Annotated in this window: 17 protein-coding genes and 1 pseudogene; 4 read left to right on the top strand and 14 right to left on the bottom strand. The window is 59.5% G+C overall.

Annotated features, from left to right (window positions below):
* Position 1: 1 nt before the first annotated feature.
* The 9 genes from ABVN21_RS22340 to ABVN21_RS22300 form a co-directional block, all read right to left on the bottom strand.
* The gene (locus ABVN21_RS22340) at positions 2 to 811 is read right to left on the bottom strand and encodes a MetQ/NlpA family ABC transporter substrate-binding protein (RefSeq protein WP_339553638.1); all 810 of its coding nucleotides are present in this window, start codon (positions 809 to 811) and stop codon (positions 2 to 4) included.
* 129 nt (positions 812 to 940) lie between these two features.
* Entirely contained in the window at positions 941 to 2299 is a 1359-nt protein-coding gene (locus tag ABVN21_RS22335; protein WP_339553637.1) for an LLM class flavin-dependent oxidoreductase, read from the bottom strand.
* On the bottom strand, positions 2299 to 3492 hold the full coding sequence (locus ABVN21_RS22330; RefSeq protein WP_339553636.1) for an SfnB family sulfur acquisition oxidoreductase: 1194 nt from the start codon (positions 3490 to 3492) through the stop codon (positions 2299 to 2301). Before ABVN21_RS22330 ends, ABVN21_RS22335 begins: the two co-directional genes overlap by 1 nt.
* 23 nt (positions 3493 to 3515) lie before the next feature.
* The gene (locus ABVN21_RS22325) at positions 3516 to 4757 is read right to left on the bottom strand and encodes an SfnB family sulfur acquisition oxidoreductase (protein WP_339553635.1); all 1242 of its coding nucleotides are present in this window, start codon (positions 4755 to 4757) and stop codon (positions 3516 to 3518) included.
* A gap of 369 nt (positions 4758 to 5126) precedes the next feature.
* Entirely contained in the window at positions 5127 to 5891 is a 765-nt protein-coding gene (locus ABVN21_RS22320) for a hypothetical protein (RefSeq protein WP_339553634.1), read from the bottom strand.
* Positions 5892 to 6368: 477 nt separating this feature from the next.
* Positions 6369 to 7124, bottom strand: coding sequence for an L-cystine ABC transporter ATP-binding protein TcyN (gene tcyN / locus ABVN21_RS22315; protein ID WP_339553633.1), 756 nt, complete (start codon positions 7122 to 7124; stop codon positions 6369 to 6371).
* 4 nt (positions 7125 to 7128) lie between these two features.
* Positions 7129 to 7794: a cystine ABC transporter permease gene (gene tcyL / locus ABVN21_RS22310; protein ID WP_339553632.1), complete on the bottom strand. Its 666-nt coding sequence runs from the start codon at positions 7792 to 7794 to the stop codon at positions 7129 to 7131.
* The gene (gene tcyJ, locus ABVN21_RS22305) at positions 7794 to 8588 is read right to left on the bottom strand and encodes a cystine ABC transporter substrate-binding protein (protein WP_339553631.1); all 795 of its coding nucleotides are present in this window, start codon (positions 8586 to 8588) and stop codon (positions 7794 to 7796) included. The genes tcyL and tcyJ overlap by 1 nt, the downstream gene beginning before the upstream one ends.
* A gap of 209 nt (positions 8589 to 8797) precedes the next feature.
* Positions 8798 to 9811 carry a D-cysteine desulfhydrase gene (locus ABVN21_RS22300; protein ID WP_339553630.1) on the bottom strand — a complete coding sequence of 338 codons (1014 nt, stop codon included), beginning with the start codon at positions 9809 to 9811 and terminating at the stop codon, positions 8798 to 8800.
* Positions 9812 to 10001: 190 nt separating this feature from the next.
* Here ABVN21_RS22300 and epsC point away from each other — a divergent pair, with 190 nt between their 5' ends.
* Together epsC and betT are read left to right on the top strand one after the other, a co-directional pair.
* Positions 10002 to 10928: a serine O-acetyltransferase EpsC gene (gene epsC, locus ABVN21_RS22295; RefSeq protein ID WP_339553629.1), complete on the top strand. Its 927-nt coding sequence runs from the start codon at positions 10002 to 10004 to the stop codon at positions 10926 to 10928.
* Between the two features lie 307 nt (positions 10929 to 11235).
* On the top strand, positions 11236 to 13191 hold the full coding sequence (betT, locus tag ABVN21_RS22290; protein WP_339553702.1) for a choline transporter BetT: 1956 nt from the start codon (positions 11236 to 11238) through the stop codon (positions 13189 to 13191).
* A gap of 1 nt (position 13192) precedes the next feature.
* Here the strand turns inward: betT and ABVN21_RS22285 are convergent, their stop codons facing one another.
* On the bottom strand, positions 13193 to 13453 hold the full coding sequence (locus ABVN21_RS22285; RefSeq protein WP_339553628.1) for a hypothetical protein: 261 nt from the start codon (positions 13451 to 13453) through the stop codon (positions 13193 to 13195).
* A 69-nt stretch (positions 13454 to 13522) separates the two neighbouring features.
* Positions 13523 to 14263: an SDR family oxidoreductase gene (locus ABVN21_RS22280; protein ID WP_339553627.1), complete on the bottom strand. Its 741-nt coding sequence runs from the start codon at positions 14261 to 14263 to the stop codon at positions 13523 to 13525.
* 113 nt (positions 14264 to 14376) lie between these two features.
* On the opposite strand from ABVN21_RS22280, the pseudogene ABVN21_RS22275 reads away from it, so the two are divergent.
* A pseudogene (locus ABVN21_RS22275) lies at positions 14377 to 15267 on the top strand (LysR family transcriptional regulator).
* 133 nt (positions 15268 to 15400) lie between these two features.
* Positions 15401 to 16438: an L-glyceraldehyde 3-phosphate reductase gene (mgrA, locus tag ABVN21_RS22270; RefSeq protein ID WP_339553626.1), complete on the top strand. Its 1038-nt coding sequence runs from the start codon at positions 15401 to 15403 to the stop codon at positions 16436 to 16438.
* 92 nt (positions 16439 to 16530) lie between these two features.
* Here the strand turns inward: mgrA and tauD are convergent, their stop codons facing one another.
* From tauD to tauB, 3 genes are read right to left on the bottom strand one after another with little or no spacing between them, the layout of a single operon-like run.
* On the bottom strand, positions 16531 to 17373 hold the full coding sequence (gene tauD / locus ABVN21_RS22265; protein WP_339553625.1) for a taurine dioxygenase: 843 nt from the start codon (positions 17371 to 17373) through the stop codon (positions 16531 to 16533).
* Between the two features lie 55 nt (positions 17374 to 17428).
* Positions 17429 to 18262, bottom strand: a complete 834-nt coding sequence (gene tauC, locus ABVN21_RS22260; RefSeq protein WP_339553624.1) for a taurine ABC transporter permease TauC — start codon at positions 18260 to 18262, stop codon at positions 17429 to 17431.
* A complete protein-coding gene (gene tauB / locus ABVN21_RS22255; RefSeq protein WP_339553623.1) occupies positions 18259 to 19053 on the bottom strand; it encodes a taurine ABC transporter ATP-binding subunit in 795 nt (264 codons plus the stop codon). The genes tauC and tauB overlap by 4 nt, the downstream gene beginning before the upstream one ends.
* Positions 19054 to 19058: the final 5 nt, after the last annotated feature.

The following is a 19058-nucleotide window of genomic DNA, read 5'->3' as shown; positions in this document are numbered from 1 at the left end:
CTCAGCTCTCCCAACCAGCTTGGTAGAGCTTGCCGTGGGCTTTATCCAGGGCAGCGCGAACGGCCGGGGAGTGCTGATAAATGTCGACGAACTTGATCAGGCGCGGGTCGGTTTTGCTTTTCGGCTGGATCACGAACTGGATCACGTATTCCTTGTGATCGAGGCCGTCGAACAGCAGCGCGGAACCGGCATCGAAGGTCTTCGCCAGGCGGATATAGGCCGGGTAGCCCTGGACCAGATCGGCGTCGTCATAGGCGCGTACCAGTTGCACGGCTTCGACTTGCAGGATTTTGATTTTTTTCGGGTTGGCGATGATGTCCTCTTCGGTGGCTTTGTAGCCGACGCCAGGTTTGAGGGTGATCAGGCCAGCCTTGGCCAACAACTGCAAACCACGACCGCTGTTGATCGGGTCGTTGGCGATGGCGACGCTTGCGCCTTCCGGCAGTTCGTCGAAGCTTTTATATTTCTTCGAGTAGAGGCCGACGTTGTTGATGATCCCCGGGGCGAACGGCACCAGGTCAAACCCGGAGGCGTTTTTGGCGTTTTCCAGGAACGGGATGTGCTGGAAGTAGTTAACGTCGATGTCGCCGGCGGCGAGGCTGACGTTCGGGGCAATCCAGTCGGTGAACTCGACGAGCTCGACTTTCAGGCCTTGTTTGCCCGCTTCTTCTACCGCCGCTTCCAGGGGGATGGCGAAGGCGGCGGTGGTGCCGATTTTCAGTGGCGCGTCGGCGGCGAACACCGCCGAGCTGAACAGGCCGAGCGCCAGGGCCAGTGCTTTGACTGGGTGAGAGAAGTGGTTCTTGGTCATGATGGTTTTTTCCAGTCAGGGCGTAAATTTGGGGTGTTTGTTTGGGCCTCATCGCTGGCAAGCCAGCTCCTACAGGTGTTTTGTGAACACCACAGATCCACTGTAGGAGCTGGCTTGCCAGCGATGCTTTTAGCGGCGGTAAGCCGAACCAGTATGTTGCTCAGGCAAATGCGCCTCTCTTCGAAACAGCTTTTCCCGCAAGCTGCCGTTGTCGTAAGCCGTCTTATACGACCCACGTCGCTGCAACTCCGGAATCACTAGCTCAATGAAATCCACATAGCTTTCCGGCGTGACAATCCGCGTCAGGTTGAAGCCGTCGAGGCCGGTTTCGGCGATCCATGATTCCAGCTCATCGGCCACTTGTTCAGGTGAGCCGACCACAGTGATGTAGCGGCCGCCGAGCGCGTGTTGCTCGAGCAATTTGCGTCGGGTCCAGTCGTTGTTTTGCAGGTTTTTGGTCGCCGACTGGATCGCGTTGCTCTTCACGTACTGGATCGGTTCGTCGATGGCGTATCCGGAAAAATCGATCCCGGTGGACGCCGAGAAATGCGCCACACCCGCTTCGGCGCTGGCGTAGCTCAGGTACTCGGCGTGCTTGGCCCAAGCGAGTTCTTCGGTCGCTCCAACAATCACGTTCAGCCCCATGAACACCTTGATGTCCTCGGGATTGCGCCCGGCCTCGACGGCGCTGGCGCGGACCTTGTCCACCTGCACCTTGGTCGATGGCTTGTTCTGGCCACTGATAAACACGCACTCGGCGTGACGCCCGGCGAACAGCAAACCGCGATCGGAACTGCCAGCTTGGAACAGCACCGGCGTACGCTGCGGCGAGGGTTCGCACAGGTGATAACCCTCGACCTGATAGAACTCGCCTTTGTGCTCGACCTTATGCACTTTCTCGGGTTGCGCGTAGATCCGTTGCTGCGGATCGTTGAGGACCGCGCCGTTTTCCCAGCTGCCTTCCCAGAGTTTGTAGAGCACTTCCAGGTACTCATCGGCCTGGTCGTAACGGCGGTCATGCTCGACCTGTTCGCTCAGGCCCATGGCTTTGGCGGCACTGTCGAGATAACCGGTGACGATATTCCAGCCGACCCGACCACGACTCAAATGATCCAGCGTCGACATGCGTCGGGCGAACAGGTACGGCGGCTCGTAGGTCAGGTTGGCGGTGAGGCCGAAACCGAGGTTTTTGGTGACGGCGGCCATGGCCGAGACCAGTAGCAGCGGATCGTTGACCGGCAACTGGATCGACTCTTTCAGCGGCACGTCGACCGAGCTCTGGTAGACGTCGTAAACACCGACGATGTCGGCAATGAACAAACCGTCGAACAGCCCGCGTTCCAGCAGTTGCGCCAGTTCGGTCCAGTATTCGACGGTCTTGTATTGGGTCGAAGTGTCCCGTGGATGCGTCCACAAGCCATGATTGATGTGCCCGATGCAGTTCATGTTGAACGCGTTGAGCAGGATCTTCTTTTTCGCGTCGCCCATCAGATGGTCCCCCGTAGTGGCGGGTTTTCATCGTTGAGGTAGTAGTTGCCGACCGCGTGGTACTTCCAGCGCACCGGGTCGTGCAGCGTGTGCACCCGGGCGTTGCGCCAGTGGCGATCCAGACCGTGCTCAATCAGCGTTGCCTGGCTGCCGGCCAATTCAAACAGTGTGGTGCCGGCGGCGAGGGAGATTTCGGTGCTGATGGCCCGGGCTTCGGCGACTGCAATCGACGCGGCGGCAACGGTCTCGGCGTTAGTAACGGCCTGAGCCTTGTCGAGAAATTCACCGGCGCGTTCCAATAGCGCTTCGGTAGCGTGCAGGCGAATGCTCAAGTGGCCGAAGCTCTTGATCGTCAGCGGGTCGTCGGTGGCTTTTTCATGGGTGGCGTCGATCCACGGCCGGGTTTTGCTGCGCACGAAATGCAACGCGTCTTCATAGGCTGCGCGGGCAATGCCGGTGTCGATGGCAGCGTGAAGAATCTGCGCCAGCGGGCCGACCGGAGTCGGGCGTTCGAAAGCGCTTTGAAAGGGAATCACGTCCTCGGCGGCGACGAATACATCTTCGAACACCACCGAGCCGCTGCCAGTGGTGCGCTGGCCGAAGCCGCTCCAGTCGTCGATGACAGTCAGGCCTGTGCTGTCGCGCGGGACGAACGCCAGTTGCTGCACGCCATTTTCATCCACCACCGAGGTCGGGATGCGTTGTGCGTAGATCGCGCCGGTGGCGTAGAACTTGCGACCGTTAATGCGATAGCCGCCGCCATCGCGCGTCAGGCTGGTGACGCGGTCGTGAGCAGTTTTGGTGCCCAGTTCCGCCAGCGCATTACCGAAGCGCTGACCGGCCAGCACTTCGGCGTACAGGCGTTTTTTCTGCTCTTCGCTGCCATTCACCCGCAGCACTTCGAGGGCATAAAAATGGTTCTGCGGGATTTGGCCCAACGAACCATCAGCCTGGGCAATCAGTGCGATGACTTTGGCCAGGGTCACGTTGGAAACGCCAGCACCGCCATATTCCTTTGGCACGCTGATGCCCCACAGGCCCGAGCGGGAAAACACTTCGAGCTCCGGGTGTGGCAAACGGCGTTCGCGGTCGCGCACGGCGCTGTCGCGTTTGAAATCTTCGGCCAGGTCGCTGGCGACGATCAGGGCTTGCTCATCGCTGGTGATGACCGCGACGTGTTGAGAAATTGACATGTTTTTCTCCAGATGTCTGGTCGTCAGATCCAGGAATGGCGGGCCGGTAAAGTACCGTTCAAGCGGTAGGTGCCGACTGCGTGATATTTCCAGCGCACCGGGTCGTGCAGCGTATGCACGCGAGCATTGCGCCAGTGGCGATCGAGGTTGAATTCGGCGAGGGTGGCGCGGCTGCCGGCCAGTTCGAAAAGCTTTTCGCTGGCCAGCAGCGAGATTTCGGTGGTCAGCACTTTGGCTTCGGCCACGGCAATCGAAGCATGGGCGGCGGACTCGGCGGTCAGCGGCACGGCATTAACCTGATCGAGCACCTGCCCGGCCTTGCGCAAGAGTGCTTCGGCGGCATGCAGCTCGATTTTCAGCTTGCCGATGTCGGCGATCACGTACAGGTCATCGCTGGCCCGCTCGACATTGGCGTCGATCCACGGGCGAGCGCGGGTTTTCACGAATTCGATGGCGTCGTCGATGGCGCCACGGGCAATGCCGGCATCGATGGCGGCCTGAATCAGTTGCGAGACCGCGCCCTGAATGTTCGGCTTGTCGTTGATCTTCCAGTTATCCACCACCAGCTCGGCGTCCACCCGCACGTTGTTGAGCAAAATGGTGCCGCTGGCGGTGGTGCGCTGGCCGAAGCCGGACCAGTCATCAACGATGCGCAACCCCGGCGTACCACGACGCACGAAGGCCAGCACTTGCTTGCCGTCGTCATTGAGCGCCTTGACCGCAACCCAGTGCGCGAACAGTGCGCCGGTGGAATAAAACTTCTGCCCGTTGAGGACAAACCCATCGCCATCGGCGGTGATGCGCGCCTTGAGGTCAAGGGTGTTTTTGCTGCCGCGTTCCGGCCCGGCGTTACCGATGCGCCAGCCTTCCAGTACGCTTTTGAACAGCTGTTTTTTCTGCGCCTCGGTGGCGCTGCCGAGCACCAGGTTGAGGATGCCGAACTGGTTCTGCGGGATCTGTCCCAATGCCGGGTCCGCCGCGGAAATGACCGCGAAAACCTCGGCCAGAGTGACGAAGGAAACCTGTGGGCCACCGTATTCGTGCGGAATGGTAATGCTGCCCAGGCCGCTGCGGGTGAACTGTTCGATTTCCGACCACGGCAGTTTGCGCTGCCGGTCGCGTTTGGACGCTTGCAGACGCGCGACTTGCGCCAGCTCATGGGCCGCTTTGAGGGCTTGCGCGTCGTTGCGCAGCACTTGCGCGGGCAACAACAATGGAGCGACGTCCAAATCACTGTGGACGATTGCATCTGCCAGACTGGACATCAGCGCCACTCCCTGGCTGCACTCAATGCCCTGGCGATCTGCACTGGGGTGATTGTGTTCCGGACCATACCTACCTCACATCTCATGGAAGCGCCGCGGTCTGCGACGAACGAAAACAAGAATGTCCGGTGGTCCGGTGCATATACCCTAAGCGTTTATAAATAAGTTATGAACTAACTTTTAGGAATATGTATAGAAGGACGACTTTGCAGTTTTGGGCATAACCCCGTGGCGAGGGGGCTTGCTTCCGTTCGACTGCGTAGCCGTCGTAAAACCTTTTTGCGTGATCCCGTTGAATGCATGCAGTTTCAGGTTTTAGGGGCGCTTTGCACCCCAGCGGGAGCAAGCGCCCTCGCCACAAAAGAGACTTCAACGTCTGCGGGGTTCGGCAGCCCTGAGGAGTTCTTTCTTCGGGGTCTTGAGGTACGGATTGGCACAACCAATCTTCAACGCCCGCGTCGGCGCCCAGCGCGAGTTGTTACCCACGCGGTCGAGGATGCAGTAAGTCACTTCCAGTCGCAGGTCTTCGCCGGCCTCGATGATGATCGCCGGCGGAACCCAGACCTGAATCGGTTGACCTAAATCGGCGGCCTTCAACCGGGGCAAATCCATCCGCACGTCACCCCAGCGCAAGGTGATTTCGTCGTCGATGGCCATGTTCAGGTACGGCTCGATGGTCAACGGCACGCCGCGTTTTATCTGGTTCGGATTGACGCCCTGACGACGAATGGTCTCGGGGATGCTGACCGGTGCAAGGCACTGGTTTTCGTCGCCGTACAGCGCAGACGGCTGACCACCGGGGCAATCGAGTTTGATCTGTACGTGTCTGGCAGGAGAGACCGACTGCCCATGGCCGATTTGCATGATCCGGTAGTGAATGCGCGAGGTGCCATTGCTGATGAAGCTCTCGGGGACACGTAGCTGAACGGGGTTGCCGACATCCTTGGCTGCCAAGGCTCGGGAAGCGACGTAGCAGTTGTCCCAGAACAGCTCGATCAGGTCGCCTTCGTCCATCGCGGGGTAGGGCGGCACATCGATCAGTAGATGGGCTGCCGAGGTGATGTTGATGCCGGTTTTGTGGGATTGCGCCAAGGTCGGGGGCGCAAGCTCGGTTTTATTCGAGGTACTGGTCATGGGAATCTCCTTGAGTCTTGCAGCGAAATCCTTTTCAAAAAAAGACAGCGGGAATTTCGAACAACAAAACCGTTCATTACTTGAGTTGAAATAATGAGTCAGCGCATAAAAGACGCCGGTTGGAGACTAGATAAGAGTTTGCTTGAATAAGTGTCAATAGAGTTAATTGGCTAAGCAGGTAATCGGGTGTTATTCAGAAAACTCCTACGTATTGAAGTTAATAAACTACATTCGACTGTCGAAGTTTGCCGTCATGCCCTCTACTTTAGCGTGATTGACTGACGGTGGCTGGCTTTTGTGACAACGCCTTGATTTTGCTCGTGGCACAGATAAACCGTTGCAGGACATATATATGTACCGCACCCGTTGACAGGGGGTTGATTATTATTAGTGTGGGTTGATTGCGTGTGAGTAGTGGGGTGTTGATGTGTGGTGTAACTTCCATCCGTGGAAGTCAACAATTGTTGTGAGGGTGTTTTAGTTGTGCGCGTTATTCAGGAACTTGCTGAGAAACTGTTTCGTGCGTTCTTCTTTCGGGTTGGCAAACAGCGCCTTTGCTTCGCCTTGTTCAACGATCACACCCTTGTCGAAAAACACCACGCGATTGGCCACGTCGCGGGCAAAGCCCATTTCGTGGGTGACGATGACCATGGTGCGATTCTCTTCGGCCAGGCTGCGAATCGTCGACAGCACTTCGCCCACAAGCTCCGGGTCGAGCGCTGAGGTCGGTTCGTCGAACAGGATCACTTCCGGCTCCATCGCCAGCGCGCGGGCAATCGCCACACGTTGTTGCTGGCCACCGGAGAGGCGGCGCGGGTAAGCGTCTTCCTTGCCTGCCAGACCCACCCTGGCCAACAGTTTCTTACCCAGGGCAACGGCTTCGGCATGCGGGATCTTCTTTACGATGATCGGGCCTTCGATGACGTTTTCAAGGGCGGTGCGATGGGGGAACAGGTTGAAGTTCTGGAACACGAATCCCACGTGCTGGCGCAAACGCCGCACCAGGCCTTGCTGCTGGTTCAACGGGCGGCTGGTATCGATCTCGATATCGCCAACCTTGATCCGGCCGCTGGTGGGTTCTTCGAGGAAGTTCAGGCAGCGCAAGAAGGTGGTTTTACCCGAGCCGCTTGGCCCGATGATGGCCACAACCTCGCCTTCCTTCACTTGCAGATCGATGCCGTTGAGCACGACTTGACCCTTGAACTGCTTTGTCAGTTTTTCCACGACAATCATGGGGTCAGGACTCCTGGTCGTGCCGATTGACCCGCTCTTCCAACTTGTTCTGCAGGTGCGACAGCACCGTGGCCAGAATCCAGTAGATCAGCGCGGCGGCAAGATACATGGTGAAAACTTCGAAGGTACGGGCGGTGATCAACTGTGCCTGACGGAACAGCTCCGGCACCTGGATGGTGGCCGCCAGCGCGGTGTCCTTGACCAGCGAAATGAAGCTGTTGCCCAGCGGTGGCAATGCGGTGCGCATCGCCTGCGGCAGGATGGCCCGGCGCAGGGTCTGCGCACGGGTCATGCCGATGCTGGCAGCAGCTTCCCATTGGCCGCGTTCGATCGAGCTGATCGCGGCACGCAGGATTTCACAGGCGTAAGCGGCCATGTTCAGCGAGAAGCCGATCATGGCCGCCGGAATTGGATCGAGTTCCATGCCCAATTGCGGCAAGCCGTAATAGATCACGAACAGTTGCACCAGCAACGGCGTGCCGCGAAAGAACGACACATAGATGCGGGCGATCCAGCTCACCAGCTTGAAGCGCGACAGGCGCATCAATGCCAGGCCGAAGCCCAGCACGAGGCCGAAGAACATCCCGCCGAGGCTCAAGATGACCGTGTAGTACGCGCCCTTGAGCAGAAAGGGCGCAGAATCCAGAGCGAGTTGGAAAGCGTCTTCCATTATTGAGTGACGTCAGCGCTGAAGTATTTTTCCGAAAGCTTTTTCAGCGTACCGTCGGCACGCAGCTTGTCGATGGCCTTGTTCACTGCAGCCAGCAGTTCCGGCTCGCCTTTGCGCAGGGCAATGCCGGCTTCCTGACGGGAGAAGGCTGCACCGGCGGCAACGGTGTCGGTTGCTTTCTTGGCGTATTCCAGTGCGGCGAGACGATCGATCAGAATGGCGTCGATGCGGCCTACACGCAGGTCCTGGAACTTGGTCGGATCATCGTCATAGGTCTTGATGATGGCTTTGGGCTGATTGTCCTTGAGCCATTGTTCGTAGTTGGTGCCCAGGCCCACACCGACTTTCTTGCCGGCCAGGTCATCGGCGGACTTGATGGCGCCTTCGTTCTTTTTCAGAACCAGCGCCTGAATCCCGGAAACGGTGTAGGGCTCGGAGAAGTCGTACTTCTTCTTGCGCTCTTCGGAGATGGTCACCTGGTTGATCACTGCGTCCAGACGTTTGGATTCCAGGGCTGCGAGGATGCCGTCCCATTTGGTCGGTTGCAGTTTGACCTTGACGCCCAGCTCTTTGGCCAGGGCTTCAGAGAACTCGACTTCGAAGCCAGCCAGTTTGCCGTCGGCATCGACGAAACTGAAAGGAGGGTAGGTGCCTTCCAGACCGACGTTGATCACGCCAGCGTCCTTGATTTTCTGCAGTTGCTCACCGGCAACCGCTTGCCCCAGCAGACCGGCGCCCAGTGCCAGGCCCAGCGAACCCACCAGCAGATTTCGACGTAGTGCGGAAAAATTCATGACTAGCCCCTGTGTTTTCTTATGGAAGACGCTTAAGGAAAGTTGGCAAATTCGGGATTTTAACGACTGCGATATCCTGCCCTAAAGCAGCTTATGCGTCTCGCTGCAAATTCGCCTGCGGCGTGACTATATGACGGTGCTTTTAGATTAGAAAATAATAATTTTCATCTTTGTTATTCTTTAAATGAATATGAATTTTTGCCACAGGGTCAGTCAGTCAGAAATTCTTTATAAGCAAATAACGCCGGCGCCCCACCGGTGTGCAGGAAGATAATCGGGCCTTCATCGAAACGCTGACGCCCAATCCCGTCAAGCAACCCGGCCATGGCTTTGCCAGTGTAGACCGGGTCAAGCAACAGGCCTTCCTGGCTCGCCAGCAGCTTGACCGCCGCCAGCGTCCCGGCATTCGGCTCGCCATAGCGCGGCGCGAAATACTCGTCCCACAACTCGACCTTGAAACTCGCCGGTAACGACACGCCCAGCAGCTCGGCCGTACGCTCGGCCAGGCCCTGGACTTTCGGGCGCTGGTCCTCATCACTGCGGGACACTGTGACGCCAATCACTGGCAAATTCGGCAGTGCTTCGCTCAACGCCAATGCCAGGCCGCTGTGGGTGCCAGCGCTGCCCGAGGCAAGGACCACGGCGGCGAAATTCAGCCCGGTGTCCTTGATCTGTTCGGCCAGTTCCAGGCCCGCACGCACGTAACCCAACGCGCCCAAGGCATTGGAGCCACCGATCGGCACCAGATACGGTTTCTTGCCATTGCTGCGCAGCCGTTGAGCCAAGGCATGCAGTTGCTCGTCAGCGTTGTCGAGGTTTTCCACCAACTCGACCTTGGCATCGAACAAGTCGAGCAACAGCCGATTGCCGTTGCCGGCATAGTTGGCGTCATCGGTGCCCAGGGGATTTTCCAGCAAGGCTACGCAGCCCAGGCCCAGCTTGGCGGCGATGGCCGCGGTCTGCCGCACGTGGTTGGATTGAATCGCGCCAGCGGTGATCAAGGTGTCGGCACCTTGCGCCAAGGCATCGGCGGCCAGGTACTCAAGTTTGCGCAGCTTATTGCCGCCCATGGCCAGCGGTGTCAGGTCGTCGCGTTTGACATACACGTCGCGTCCCAGCCAGTTCGACAGGCGTTCGAGTTTTTCCAGGGCGGTGGGCTGTCCGAGCAGGTCGAGACGGTTAAAGCGGGCAAGCTGTTGTTTGATCGGCGCTTGAATGGACATAGTTCCGTACTGGCGGTGGTAGTTGAAAGGACTATAGGCACGCAAAAAAGCCTGAGCAACCGCCAATCGCTTATACCCAATCATGCTTACCACAGCACAATTGGTTCTTAATTTGCCCTGCGGACCATGCCGTAAAGTATTTGCCGTTGATGCGGCCAGACTCTCCGGCCGCTCGTGAGGAGTTTTTACCGTGAGTGAGCGTTCCAGCCATTGGCAATTGCAGACCATCGTCAGCCAACTGCGCACGGCGCGTGACCAGTGGCGTGCGCAAAACGGCCGCGCCAGCACCGAACAGGGCGGTCGCGAGTTGCCTTCCCGGGCAGCCATGGCAGAGATTCTCGAAGCCCTCTGCGGTGCGCTGTTTCCGATGCGTCTGGGGCCGGTTGACCTGCGTGAAGAGAGCGAGGATTTCTACGTCGGTCACACCCTCGATGTGGCTTTGAATGCGTTGCTGGCGCAGGCGCGACTTGAATTGCGCTACGCCGCTCGCCACAGCACCCGCGCCGACACCGAGGTCGAGGCCAAGACCATTCAGATCATTCAGGATTTCGCCCTCGCGCTGCCGGGGCTGCGCAGCCTGCTGGACACCGACGTGCTGGCGGCTTATCACGGCGATCCGGCGGCGCGCAGCGTCGATGAAGTGCTGCTGTGCTATCCCGGTATTCTGGCGGTGATTCACCATCGCCTGGCTCACCATTTGTATCGCGCCGGGTTGCCATTGCTCGCACGGATCAGCGCGGAAATCGCCCACTCGGCCACCGGCATCGACATTCACCCTGGCGCGCAGATTGGCCGCAGTTTCTTCATCGACCACGGGACCGGTGTGGTGATCGGCGAGACGGCGATCATTGGCGAGCGGGTACGGATTTATCAGGCCGTGACCCTGGGCGCCAAGCGCTTTCCGGCGGACGAAGACGGTCAGTTGCAGAAGGGGCAGCCGCGGCATCCGATTGTCGAGGATGACGTGGTGATTTATGCCGGCGCGACGATTCTCGGGCGGATCACCATCGGCCAGGGCTCGACCATAGGCGGCAACGTCTGGCTGACCCGAAGCGTGCCGGCGGGCAGCAACCTGACCCAGGCGAATCTGCAGCATGATGATGGGACGCAGAAATAAGAACTGCCTCCGCCGACTGTAGGAGCTGACTCGTTGCACTCGACAGCTCCTACAGAATCCTCGTAAAACCCGCGTATTTCCCCTCCTTGAGCTAGCGTACAACCACGACCACCGAGCCCTGCGATTAGTCCTTAGCACCCTATCCATGTTTAACTTGAACGTTCATTCAAGTTAAACCGGTGGTTCGCCGCCCGCTCACAACAGGAGGCTTGCCTTTGCTGAGTCCGATTTCTACAGCCACGTTTTACCCTCTCGAGGTGCACCGTCCATGAGTGCATCGTCCATTCCCTCAAGCGGCCTGGTCCGCATGAATCCGCCGGTGTTTTACTTTGCGGCGAGTTTCATTTTGTTATTTGGCGTTGTCGTTATCGCCATGCCCGAGCAGGCGGGTGCCTGGTTGCTGGCGGCGCAAAACTGGGCGGCCAATACGGTCGGCTGGTACTACATGCTCGCGATGACGCTGTATCTGGTCTTCGTGGTGGTCACCGCCTTGTCCGGCTACGGCAAGATCAAGCTCGGTGCCGACCACGACGAGCCCGAGTTCAGTTATTTGTCCTGGGCCGGCATGTTGTTCGCCGCCGGGATCAGCATCACGCTGTTTTTCTTTTGTGTGTCCGAACCACTCACCCACATGCTGCAACCACCGCAAGGCGAGGCCGGCACGGCGGAGGCGGCGCGTCAGGCGATGCAGATTCTGTTTCTGCACTGGGGCCTGCATGGCTGGGGCGTGTTCGCCTTTGTCGGCATGGCGCTGGCCTATTTCGCCTACCGCCACAATTTGCCGCTGGCCCTGCGCTCGGCGCTGTATCCGCTGATCGGCAAACGCATCAACGGCCCGATCGGTTACGCGGTGGACGGCTTCGGCATCATCGCCACAGTGTTCGGTCTCGGTGCCGACATGGGCTTCGGCGTGCTGCACCTGAACTCGGGCCTGGATTACCTGTTCGGCATTGCCCATACCCAGTGGATTCAGGTCGGCCTGATCACGCTGATGATGGGCGCGGCGATCATCGTCGCGGTATCCGGTGTCGATAAGGGCGTGCGGGTGATGTCCGACATCAACATGCTGCTGGCCTGCGCGTTGCTGCTGTTCGTGTTGTTCGCCGGTCCGACGCAGCATCTGCTCAACACGTTGATCCAGAACGTCGGTGACTACCTCGGCGCCTTGCCGATGAAAAGTTTCGACCTCTACGCCTACGACAAACCCAGTGACTGGCTGGGCGGCTGGACAGTGTTCTATTGGGCCTGGTGGATCGCATGGTCGCCGTTCGTGGGGCTGTTCATCGCCCGCATTTCCCGTGGCCGCACCATCCGAGAGTTCGTCTTCGGCGTGCTGTTGATTCCGCTGGGTTTCACCCTGGCGTGGATGTCGATCTTCGGCAACAGCGCCATCGACCAAGTGCTCAACCACGGCATGAGCGCGCTCGGTATGTCGGCCATCGACAACCCGTCGATGACCCTCTACTTGCTGCTGGAAACTTACCCGTGGAGCAAAACCGTGATCGCGGTCACGGTGTTCATCAGCTTTGTGTTCTTCGTCACCTCGGCCGACTCCGGCACCGTGGTGCTGTCGACCCTGTCTGCCAAGGGCGGCAACCCGGATGAAGACGGGCCGAAATGGCTGCGGGTGTTCTGGGGCGCGATGACCGCGTTGGTGACCAGTGCGCTGCTGTTCTCCGGCAGCATTGATGCACTGAAGTCGGCGGTGGTCCTGACCTCGTTGCCGTTCTCGCTGATTCTGCTGTTGATGATGTGGGGCCTGCACAAAGCGTTTTATCTCGAATCGCAAAAGCAGATCGCGCAACTGCACTCACTCGCGCCGGTGTCCGGCTCGCGGCGCGGTGGCTGGCGTCAGCGCTTGAGTCAGGCGGTGCATTTTCCGTCGCGGGACGAGGTCTATCGCTTCCTCGATTCGACGGTGCGTCCGGCCATCGAAGAGGTGTCGGCAGTGTTCGTCGAAAAGGGCCTGAGCGTTATTACTCATCCGGAGCCGGTGAATGACAGCGTCAGCCTGGAAGTCGGGCACGGTGACGAGCATCCGTTCATTTACCAAGTGCAGATGCGCGGCTATTTCACTCCCTCGTTCGCCCGTGGCGGCATGGGCTCTAAAGAGCTCAACAACCGTCGTTATTACCGGGCCGAAGTGCATTTGAGCGAAGGCAGTCAGGACTACGATCTGGTGGGCTATACCAAGGAGCAGGTCATTAACGACATCCTTGATCAGTACGAGCGGCACATGCAGTTCTTGCATCTGGTGCGTTGATTCAGGTCTCGGTGGTCAGCACCATGAACAACACCAGCGCCGCCACCGGGATACCAAACACGGCGCTGCCAACGGCCAGCTCCGTTCCCAATGGCTGGCCGGCATGCACCGTGCCGACGGCGCCGTTGATCAACGTGAGGGCCAGCCACAGCACGATAAAGCTGTAGGCCAGGGTCTGGCGGCTGAAGCCGATGTTCTCGCCGATGAACAGCATCAGCGCCAGGAGGATCAGGCCGAAGGTGATGATGATCGTTGTGTGCATGGTGGGTTTCCTCCAGTGGTGTGCTGCTTTTGACGCCGTCATCGCTGGCAAGCCTGCCTCCACAGCAGCTTAAACCAACCCACCATTGACCCGCATAATCTGCCCGTTGACCCACCCCGAATCCGGCCCTGCCAGAAACGACACCACACGGGCAATGTCTTCTGGCTGACCCAGACGCTCCAGCGGCGCCATTTTGGCGAAGGTCTGGATCTGCTCCTCGCTCTTGCCATGCAAAAACAGTTCGGTCGCTACCGGGCCAGGCGCCACGGCATTGACCGTGATGTTGCGCCCGCGCATCTCTTTGGCGAACACCTGGGTCAGGGATTCCACCGCAGCCTTGCTGGCGATGTACACCGCATAACCCGGCAGATTCAGGCCAACGGTGCTGCTGGAAAAGTTGATGATCCGCCCTCCGGCATTCAGGCGCGTGGCCGCTTCGCGCAACGTATTGAAGGTGCCGCGCGCATGGATGTTGAAGGTCTGTTCGAACAGCTCATCGCTGTGTTGCGCCAACGGCATGACCTTGAGAATGCCGGCGTTGTTCACCAGCACATCGACCTTGCCCAGTTGTGTTTCGGTCTCGTCGAACATCCGGCGAACGTCGTCGGCATTGGACACGTCAGCCTTGATTGCTATGGCTTGATGGCCCGCCTGACGCAGTTTCACCACCAGCTTCGAGGCTTCGTTGGCGCTGCTGGAGTAGTTGATGGCGACGGCGAAACCTTCACTGGCCAGTTGTCTGGCGATGACCGCACCGATGCCGCGGGAGGCGCCGGTGACGATGGCAACTTTCGAAGTTTGGGTAGTCATGGCGGTGTTCCTGATGATGGGGTGTGAAGCCAATTTCACATGTTTACTCAGGCTGATAAATGCAGCAGAGTTGCCTTGACTGTTCAAGAATCGCCAACAATCTGGGGCTCGGTGTGGATCAAGTCAAAGCGATGAAGGTGTTCGTACGGATCTACGAGCGCAGCAGCTTCACCCTGGCGGCGGATGATTTGGGTCTGCCACGCGCGACACTGACCCACACACTGAATCAATTCGAAGCCTGGCTTGGCACGCGGTTACTGGAACGTAGCACGCGTAAGGTGCGGCCAACGCTGGATGGCGAGGCGTACTATCAGCGTTGTGTGCAGTTGTTGGCCGAACTTGAAGAGGCAGAACTGGCGTTTCGCGGCGTGGCGCCGAAAGGGCGGCTGCGGGTGGATTTGCATGGCACCCTGGCCAGGCATTTCGTGATCCCGGCCCTGCCGTAGTTTATGGCCCGTTACCCGGACATCGAACTGTCGATCAGCGAGGCCGACCGCTTTGTCGACCTGATCGCCGAAGGCGTCGACTGCGTGCTGCGCGCGGGCACTTTGAGCGACTCGGCGTTGATCGGCAAACGGGTCGCCAACCTGCGCCAGATCACCTGCGCCAGCCCAGCCTACCTGCGCAGATATGGCGAGCCGAAAACCCTCGATGACCTGAAAGCTCATCGCGCCGTGAATTACGTCTCGCGCACCACCGCCAAGTTGTTCCCGTTCCAATTCATGGTCGATGGCGCGCTCAAGGAAGTTGCCATCGAGGGGGCCGTTTCGGTGTTCGGCGCAGAAATCTACGCCGCCTCGGCCATCGCTGGCCTGGGCCTGATCCAATGCCCGCATTACCGCATGGAAACGCAAATCGCCCAGGGACTGGTCAAGGAAATTCTCATCGACAACCCGCCGCCACCGATGCCGGTTTCGGTGCTGTACCCGCACAACCGACACATGTCGCCACGGGTCCGGGTATTTGTGGATTGGTTGGGGGAGGTGTTTGCGGGGGCGCGATAGCGGGTATCGGAGAGAATTTGTGAAACGTTTCAGCAATTAGTCGAATCCTTGGTTTTTTGGCGTTTGTCTGGGCGTATGCTGGGCGACTGCGAAGCAGTCGATACCAGATTCAAGACAGACAAGAGAGGATTCGATGACTTACACCGCTGCCGAAAATCGCTACGACTCCATCCCTTACCGCCGCGTGGGCCGCAGCGGGCTGGTGCTGCCGGCACTGTCCCTGGGCCTGTGGCACAACTTCGGTGACAGCACGCCGATCGATACCCAACGTGCATTGCTGCGCACGGCGTTCGACCTGGGCATCAACCATTTCGACCTGGCCAACAACTACGGCCCGCCGTACGGCAGCGCCGAGACCAACTTCGGGCGTTTGCTGCGCGAAGACTTCAAGCAATATCGCGATGAGCTGATTATCTCCAGCAAGGCCGGTTGGGACATGTGGCCCGGTCCTTACGGCCAGGGCGGCGGTTCGCGCAAATATGTGCTGGCCAGCCTCGACCAGAGCCTGCAACGCCTGGGCCTGGACTACGTCGATATCTTTTACTCGCACCGCTTCGACCCGGACACGCCGCTGGAAGAAACCGCCAGCGCATTGGCCACCGCCGTGCAGCAGGGCAAGGCGCTGTACATCGGCATCTCGTCCTATTCCGGGGTGAAAACCCGCGAAATGGCGGCACTGCTCAAAGAGTGGAAAGTCCCGTTGTTGATCCATCAGCCGGCCTACAACCTGCTCAATCGCTGGGTTGAAAAAGACCTGCTGGACACCACCGACGAACTCGGCACAGGCGTCATTGCCTTCACACCGCTGGCCCAGGGTTTGCTGACCGACAAATACCTCAACGGCGTGCCGGCCGATGCGCGGGTCAACCGTCCGGGCGGTGGTTCGTTGCAGGCCTCGCACTTGTCGGATGCCAACATCGCCCACGTGCGCGCGCTCAACGAGATCGCCAAGCGTCGTGGTCAGAGCCTGGCGCAATTGGCGCTGGCCTGGACCCTGCGTGACCCGCGTGTGACCTCGGCACTGATCGGCGCGAGCCGGCCGGAGCAGATCATCGAGAACGTCGGGGCGTTGAAGAATTTGAGCTTCAGTGCTGAAGAGCTGGCGGAGATTGACCGGTTTGCCCAAGAGGGCGGGATCAATCTGTGGGAGAAGCCTTCGACGGCTGAGTAATTGCGGACCGCATCGCCAGCAAGCCGGCTCCTACAGAATATACGTGTCCTTGTAGGAGCTGGCGTGCCAGCGATCGACTGCGCAGCAGTCGTTTATCTGAAGAACGGCGCATCCCCCAACACCGTCGCCCGCTGCATAACCCGCCGCGCCGGCCGGTAGTCATCCACCGCGTAATGCTGGGTCACGCGGTTATCCCAGAACGCGATGTCGTCTTTCTGCCAGCGCCAGCGAATGGTGAATTCCGGCCGAGTCGCATGGGCGAACAGGAATTTCAGAATCGCCTCACTCTCGGTTTCCGACAGTTCGTTGATCTTCGAAGTGAAGCCCTCGTTGACGAACAGTGAGCGACGTCCGCTCACCGGATGCGTGCGGATCACCGGGTGCGACAGTGGCGGATTCTTGCGCCGTGTTTCTTCCCACTGGGCCAGCGCTTCAGGCGTGTTGCCATAACGCTCCAACGGAAACGAACGGGTGAAATCGTGGGTGGCGGTCAGGCCTTCCAGCAACGTCTTCATCGGCGCCGACAAGGCTTCATACGCCGCAATCCCGCTGGCCCACAACGTGTCGCCACCAAACGCCGGCAACAGTTTGGCGCTGAGCACCGCACCCATCGCCGGGGTCGGGAGGAAGGTTACGTCGGTGTGCCAGATTGCGTTGTCGCGCACGTCAGTGACAGCGGTGTCGAGGATCAGCACTTCCGGCTGCTCCGGCACGTTCGGGTAGATCGGGTGGATGTGCAGATCGCCGAAATTGGCAGCGAAGCGTGCTTGTTGCTGTGGGGTGACCGGTTGATCGCGGAAGAACAGCACTTGATGCTTGAGCAGCGCCTGCTCGATGGCGTCGCGCTGTTCGAGGTTAAGTGGCTGGCTGACGTCGACGCCGCTGATCTGGGCGCCGAGGGCAGAGCTGAGAGGGACGATGGTTAAGTTGCTCATGGTGGTTCTCTTCAATCCGGGCGCCGATGTGTCGGCGTAGTCAGTGCTGAATTTGTCAGTGAGCCTGGCCGTGCCATGGCACCAGTTTGCGTTGCAGAGCGCGCAGGCCCATCTCCATGGCGAAGGCAATCAGGGCGATCACCAGAATCCCCAGCACCACCACATCGGTGACCAGGAATTGCGCGGCCGACTGCACCATGAAGCCCAAACCGCTGGTGGCAGCGATCAATTCGGCGGCGACCAGCGTCGACCAACCGACACCGAGGCCAATGCGCACACCCGTCAAAATATCCGGCAACGCACTTGGCAGAATCACATGGCGAATCAACTGCGCGCGGGTTGCGCCCAAGGACTGCGCGGCACGCAATTTCGCCGGGTCTACCGTGCGCACGCCAGTAGCGGTAGCAATGGCAATCGGGGCGAAAATCGCCAGGTAGATCAGCAAGACTTTCGACAACTCACCGATGCCGCACCAGATCACGATCAGGGGCAGATAAGCCAGCGGCGGAATCGGCCGGTAGAACTCGATCAGCGGATCGAGAATGCCGCGCGCGATGCGGTTATAGCCGATGGCAATGCCGACCGGCACCGCGGTCAACACCGCAAAACCCAAGCCCAAGCCGATACGGCTGAGACTCGCGCCCAAGTGCTGCCACAAGGTCGAGTCCATGTAGCCGCTGGTCGCCAGCAGCCAGCCTTTTTGCAGCACGGCGGACGGTGGCGGCAAGAACAGCGGCTCAATCAAACCGGTCGCTGTCACGGCCCACCAAATGAGCACGAGCGCGATCAAGGTCAGCACGCTGATCCAGCGCGTGCTCAAACGGCGGCGCACAGGAATGACCGGAGCGCCTGTCTTCACCGCTGCGGCAGGAATTTCATAGCTGCTCATGCGCGCTCCTGCCGCTGGGCGGCGCTGCGTTGGGAGAACACTTTAGCGAGCACGTGTTCGCGTGTTTCGATAAAGCGCGGGTCGGACTTGATCGAGCGCGCCGACTCACCGGCGGCGTAACGCTGACCGAAATCCAGGCTCAGTCGCTCGACGATCTGCCCTGGATTCGGCGCCAGCAGAACCAGGTCCGTGGCGAGAAACACCGCTTCTTCAATATCGTGGGTAATCAGGAACACCGGCTTGGCCGTGCGCCGCCAGACTTGCAGCAGCAGCTCTTGCATCTGCTCGCGAGTAAAGGCGTCGAGGGCACCGAAGGGTTCGTCCATCAGCAACACACGCGGGTCGGCAGCCAGCGCGCGGGCCAGGCCGACACGTTGTTTTTGACCACCGGAGAGTTGCCAGATGCGGCGGTTTTCAAAACCGGAAAGGTCCACCAGCGCGAGCATTTCCCTCGCGCGGATTTCGCGTTTGTCTTTGGGAATGCCGGCTAACTCCAGGCCGAAGCCAACGTTGGCCAGTACGTCCTGCCAGGGCAGCAGGGCGTCGTCCTGGAACACCACGCCGCGCTCGGCACTCGGGCCTTTGACTGGCACGCCGTCGAGGGTGATGCGCCCGGCGCTGGGCTCGACGAAACCGGCAATCAGGTTCAACAGCGAAGTCTTGCCACTGCCGGACGGGCCGAGGGCGACCAGCAGCTGCTGGGGCCCCAGGGTCAGGGAAATATCCGCCAGCACAGGTTCCGCTGCACCGGGGTACTGTGCGCTGATGCGCTCCAGCTGTAGCAAGGCCATCGCAT

Origin of the sequence: Pseudomonas sp. MYb327 (assembly GCF_040438925.1) — a bacterium.
GTDB lineage: Bacteria > Pseudomonadota > Gammaproteobacteria > Pseudomonadales > Pseudomonadaceae > Aquipseudomonas.
Note: the sequence above shows the minus strand (reverse complement) of the source record. Positions and strands in the feature narration are given on the sequence as shown.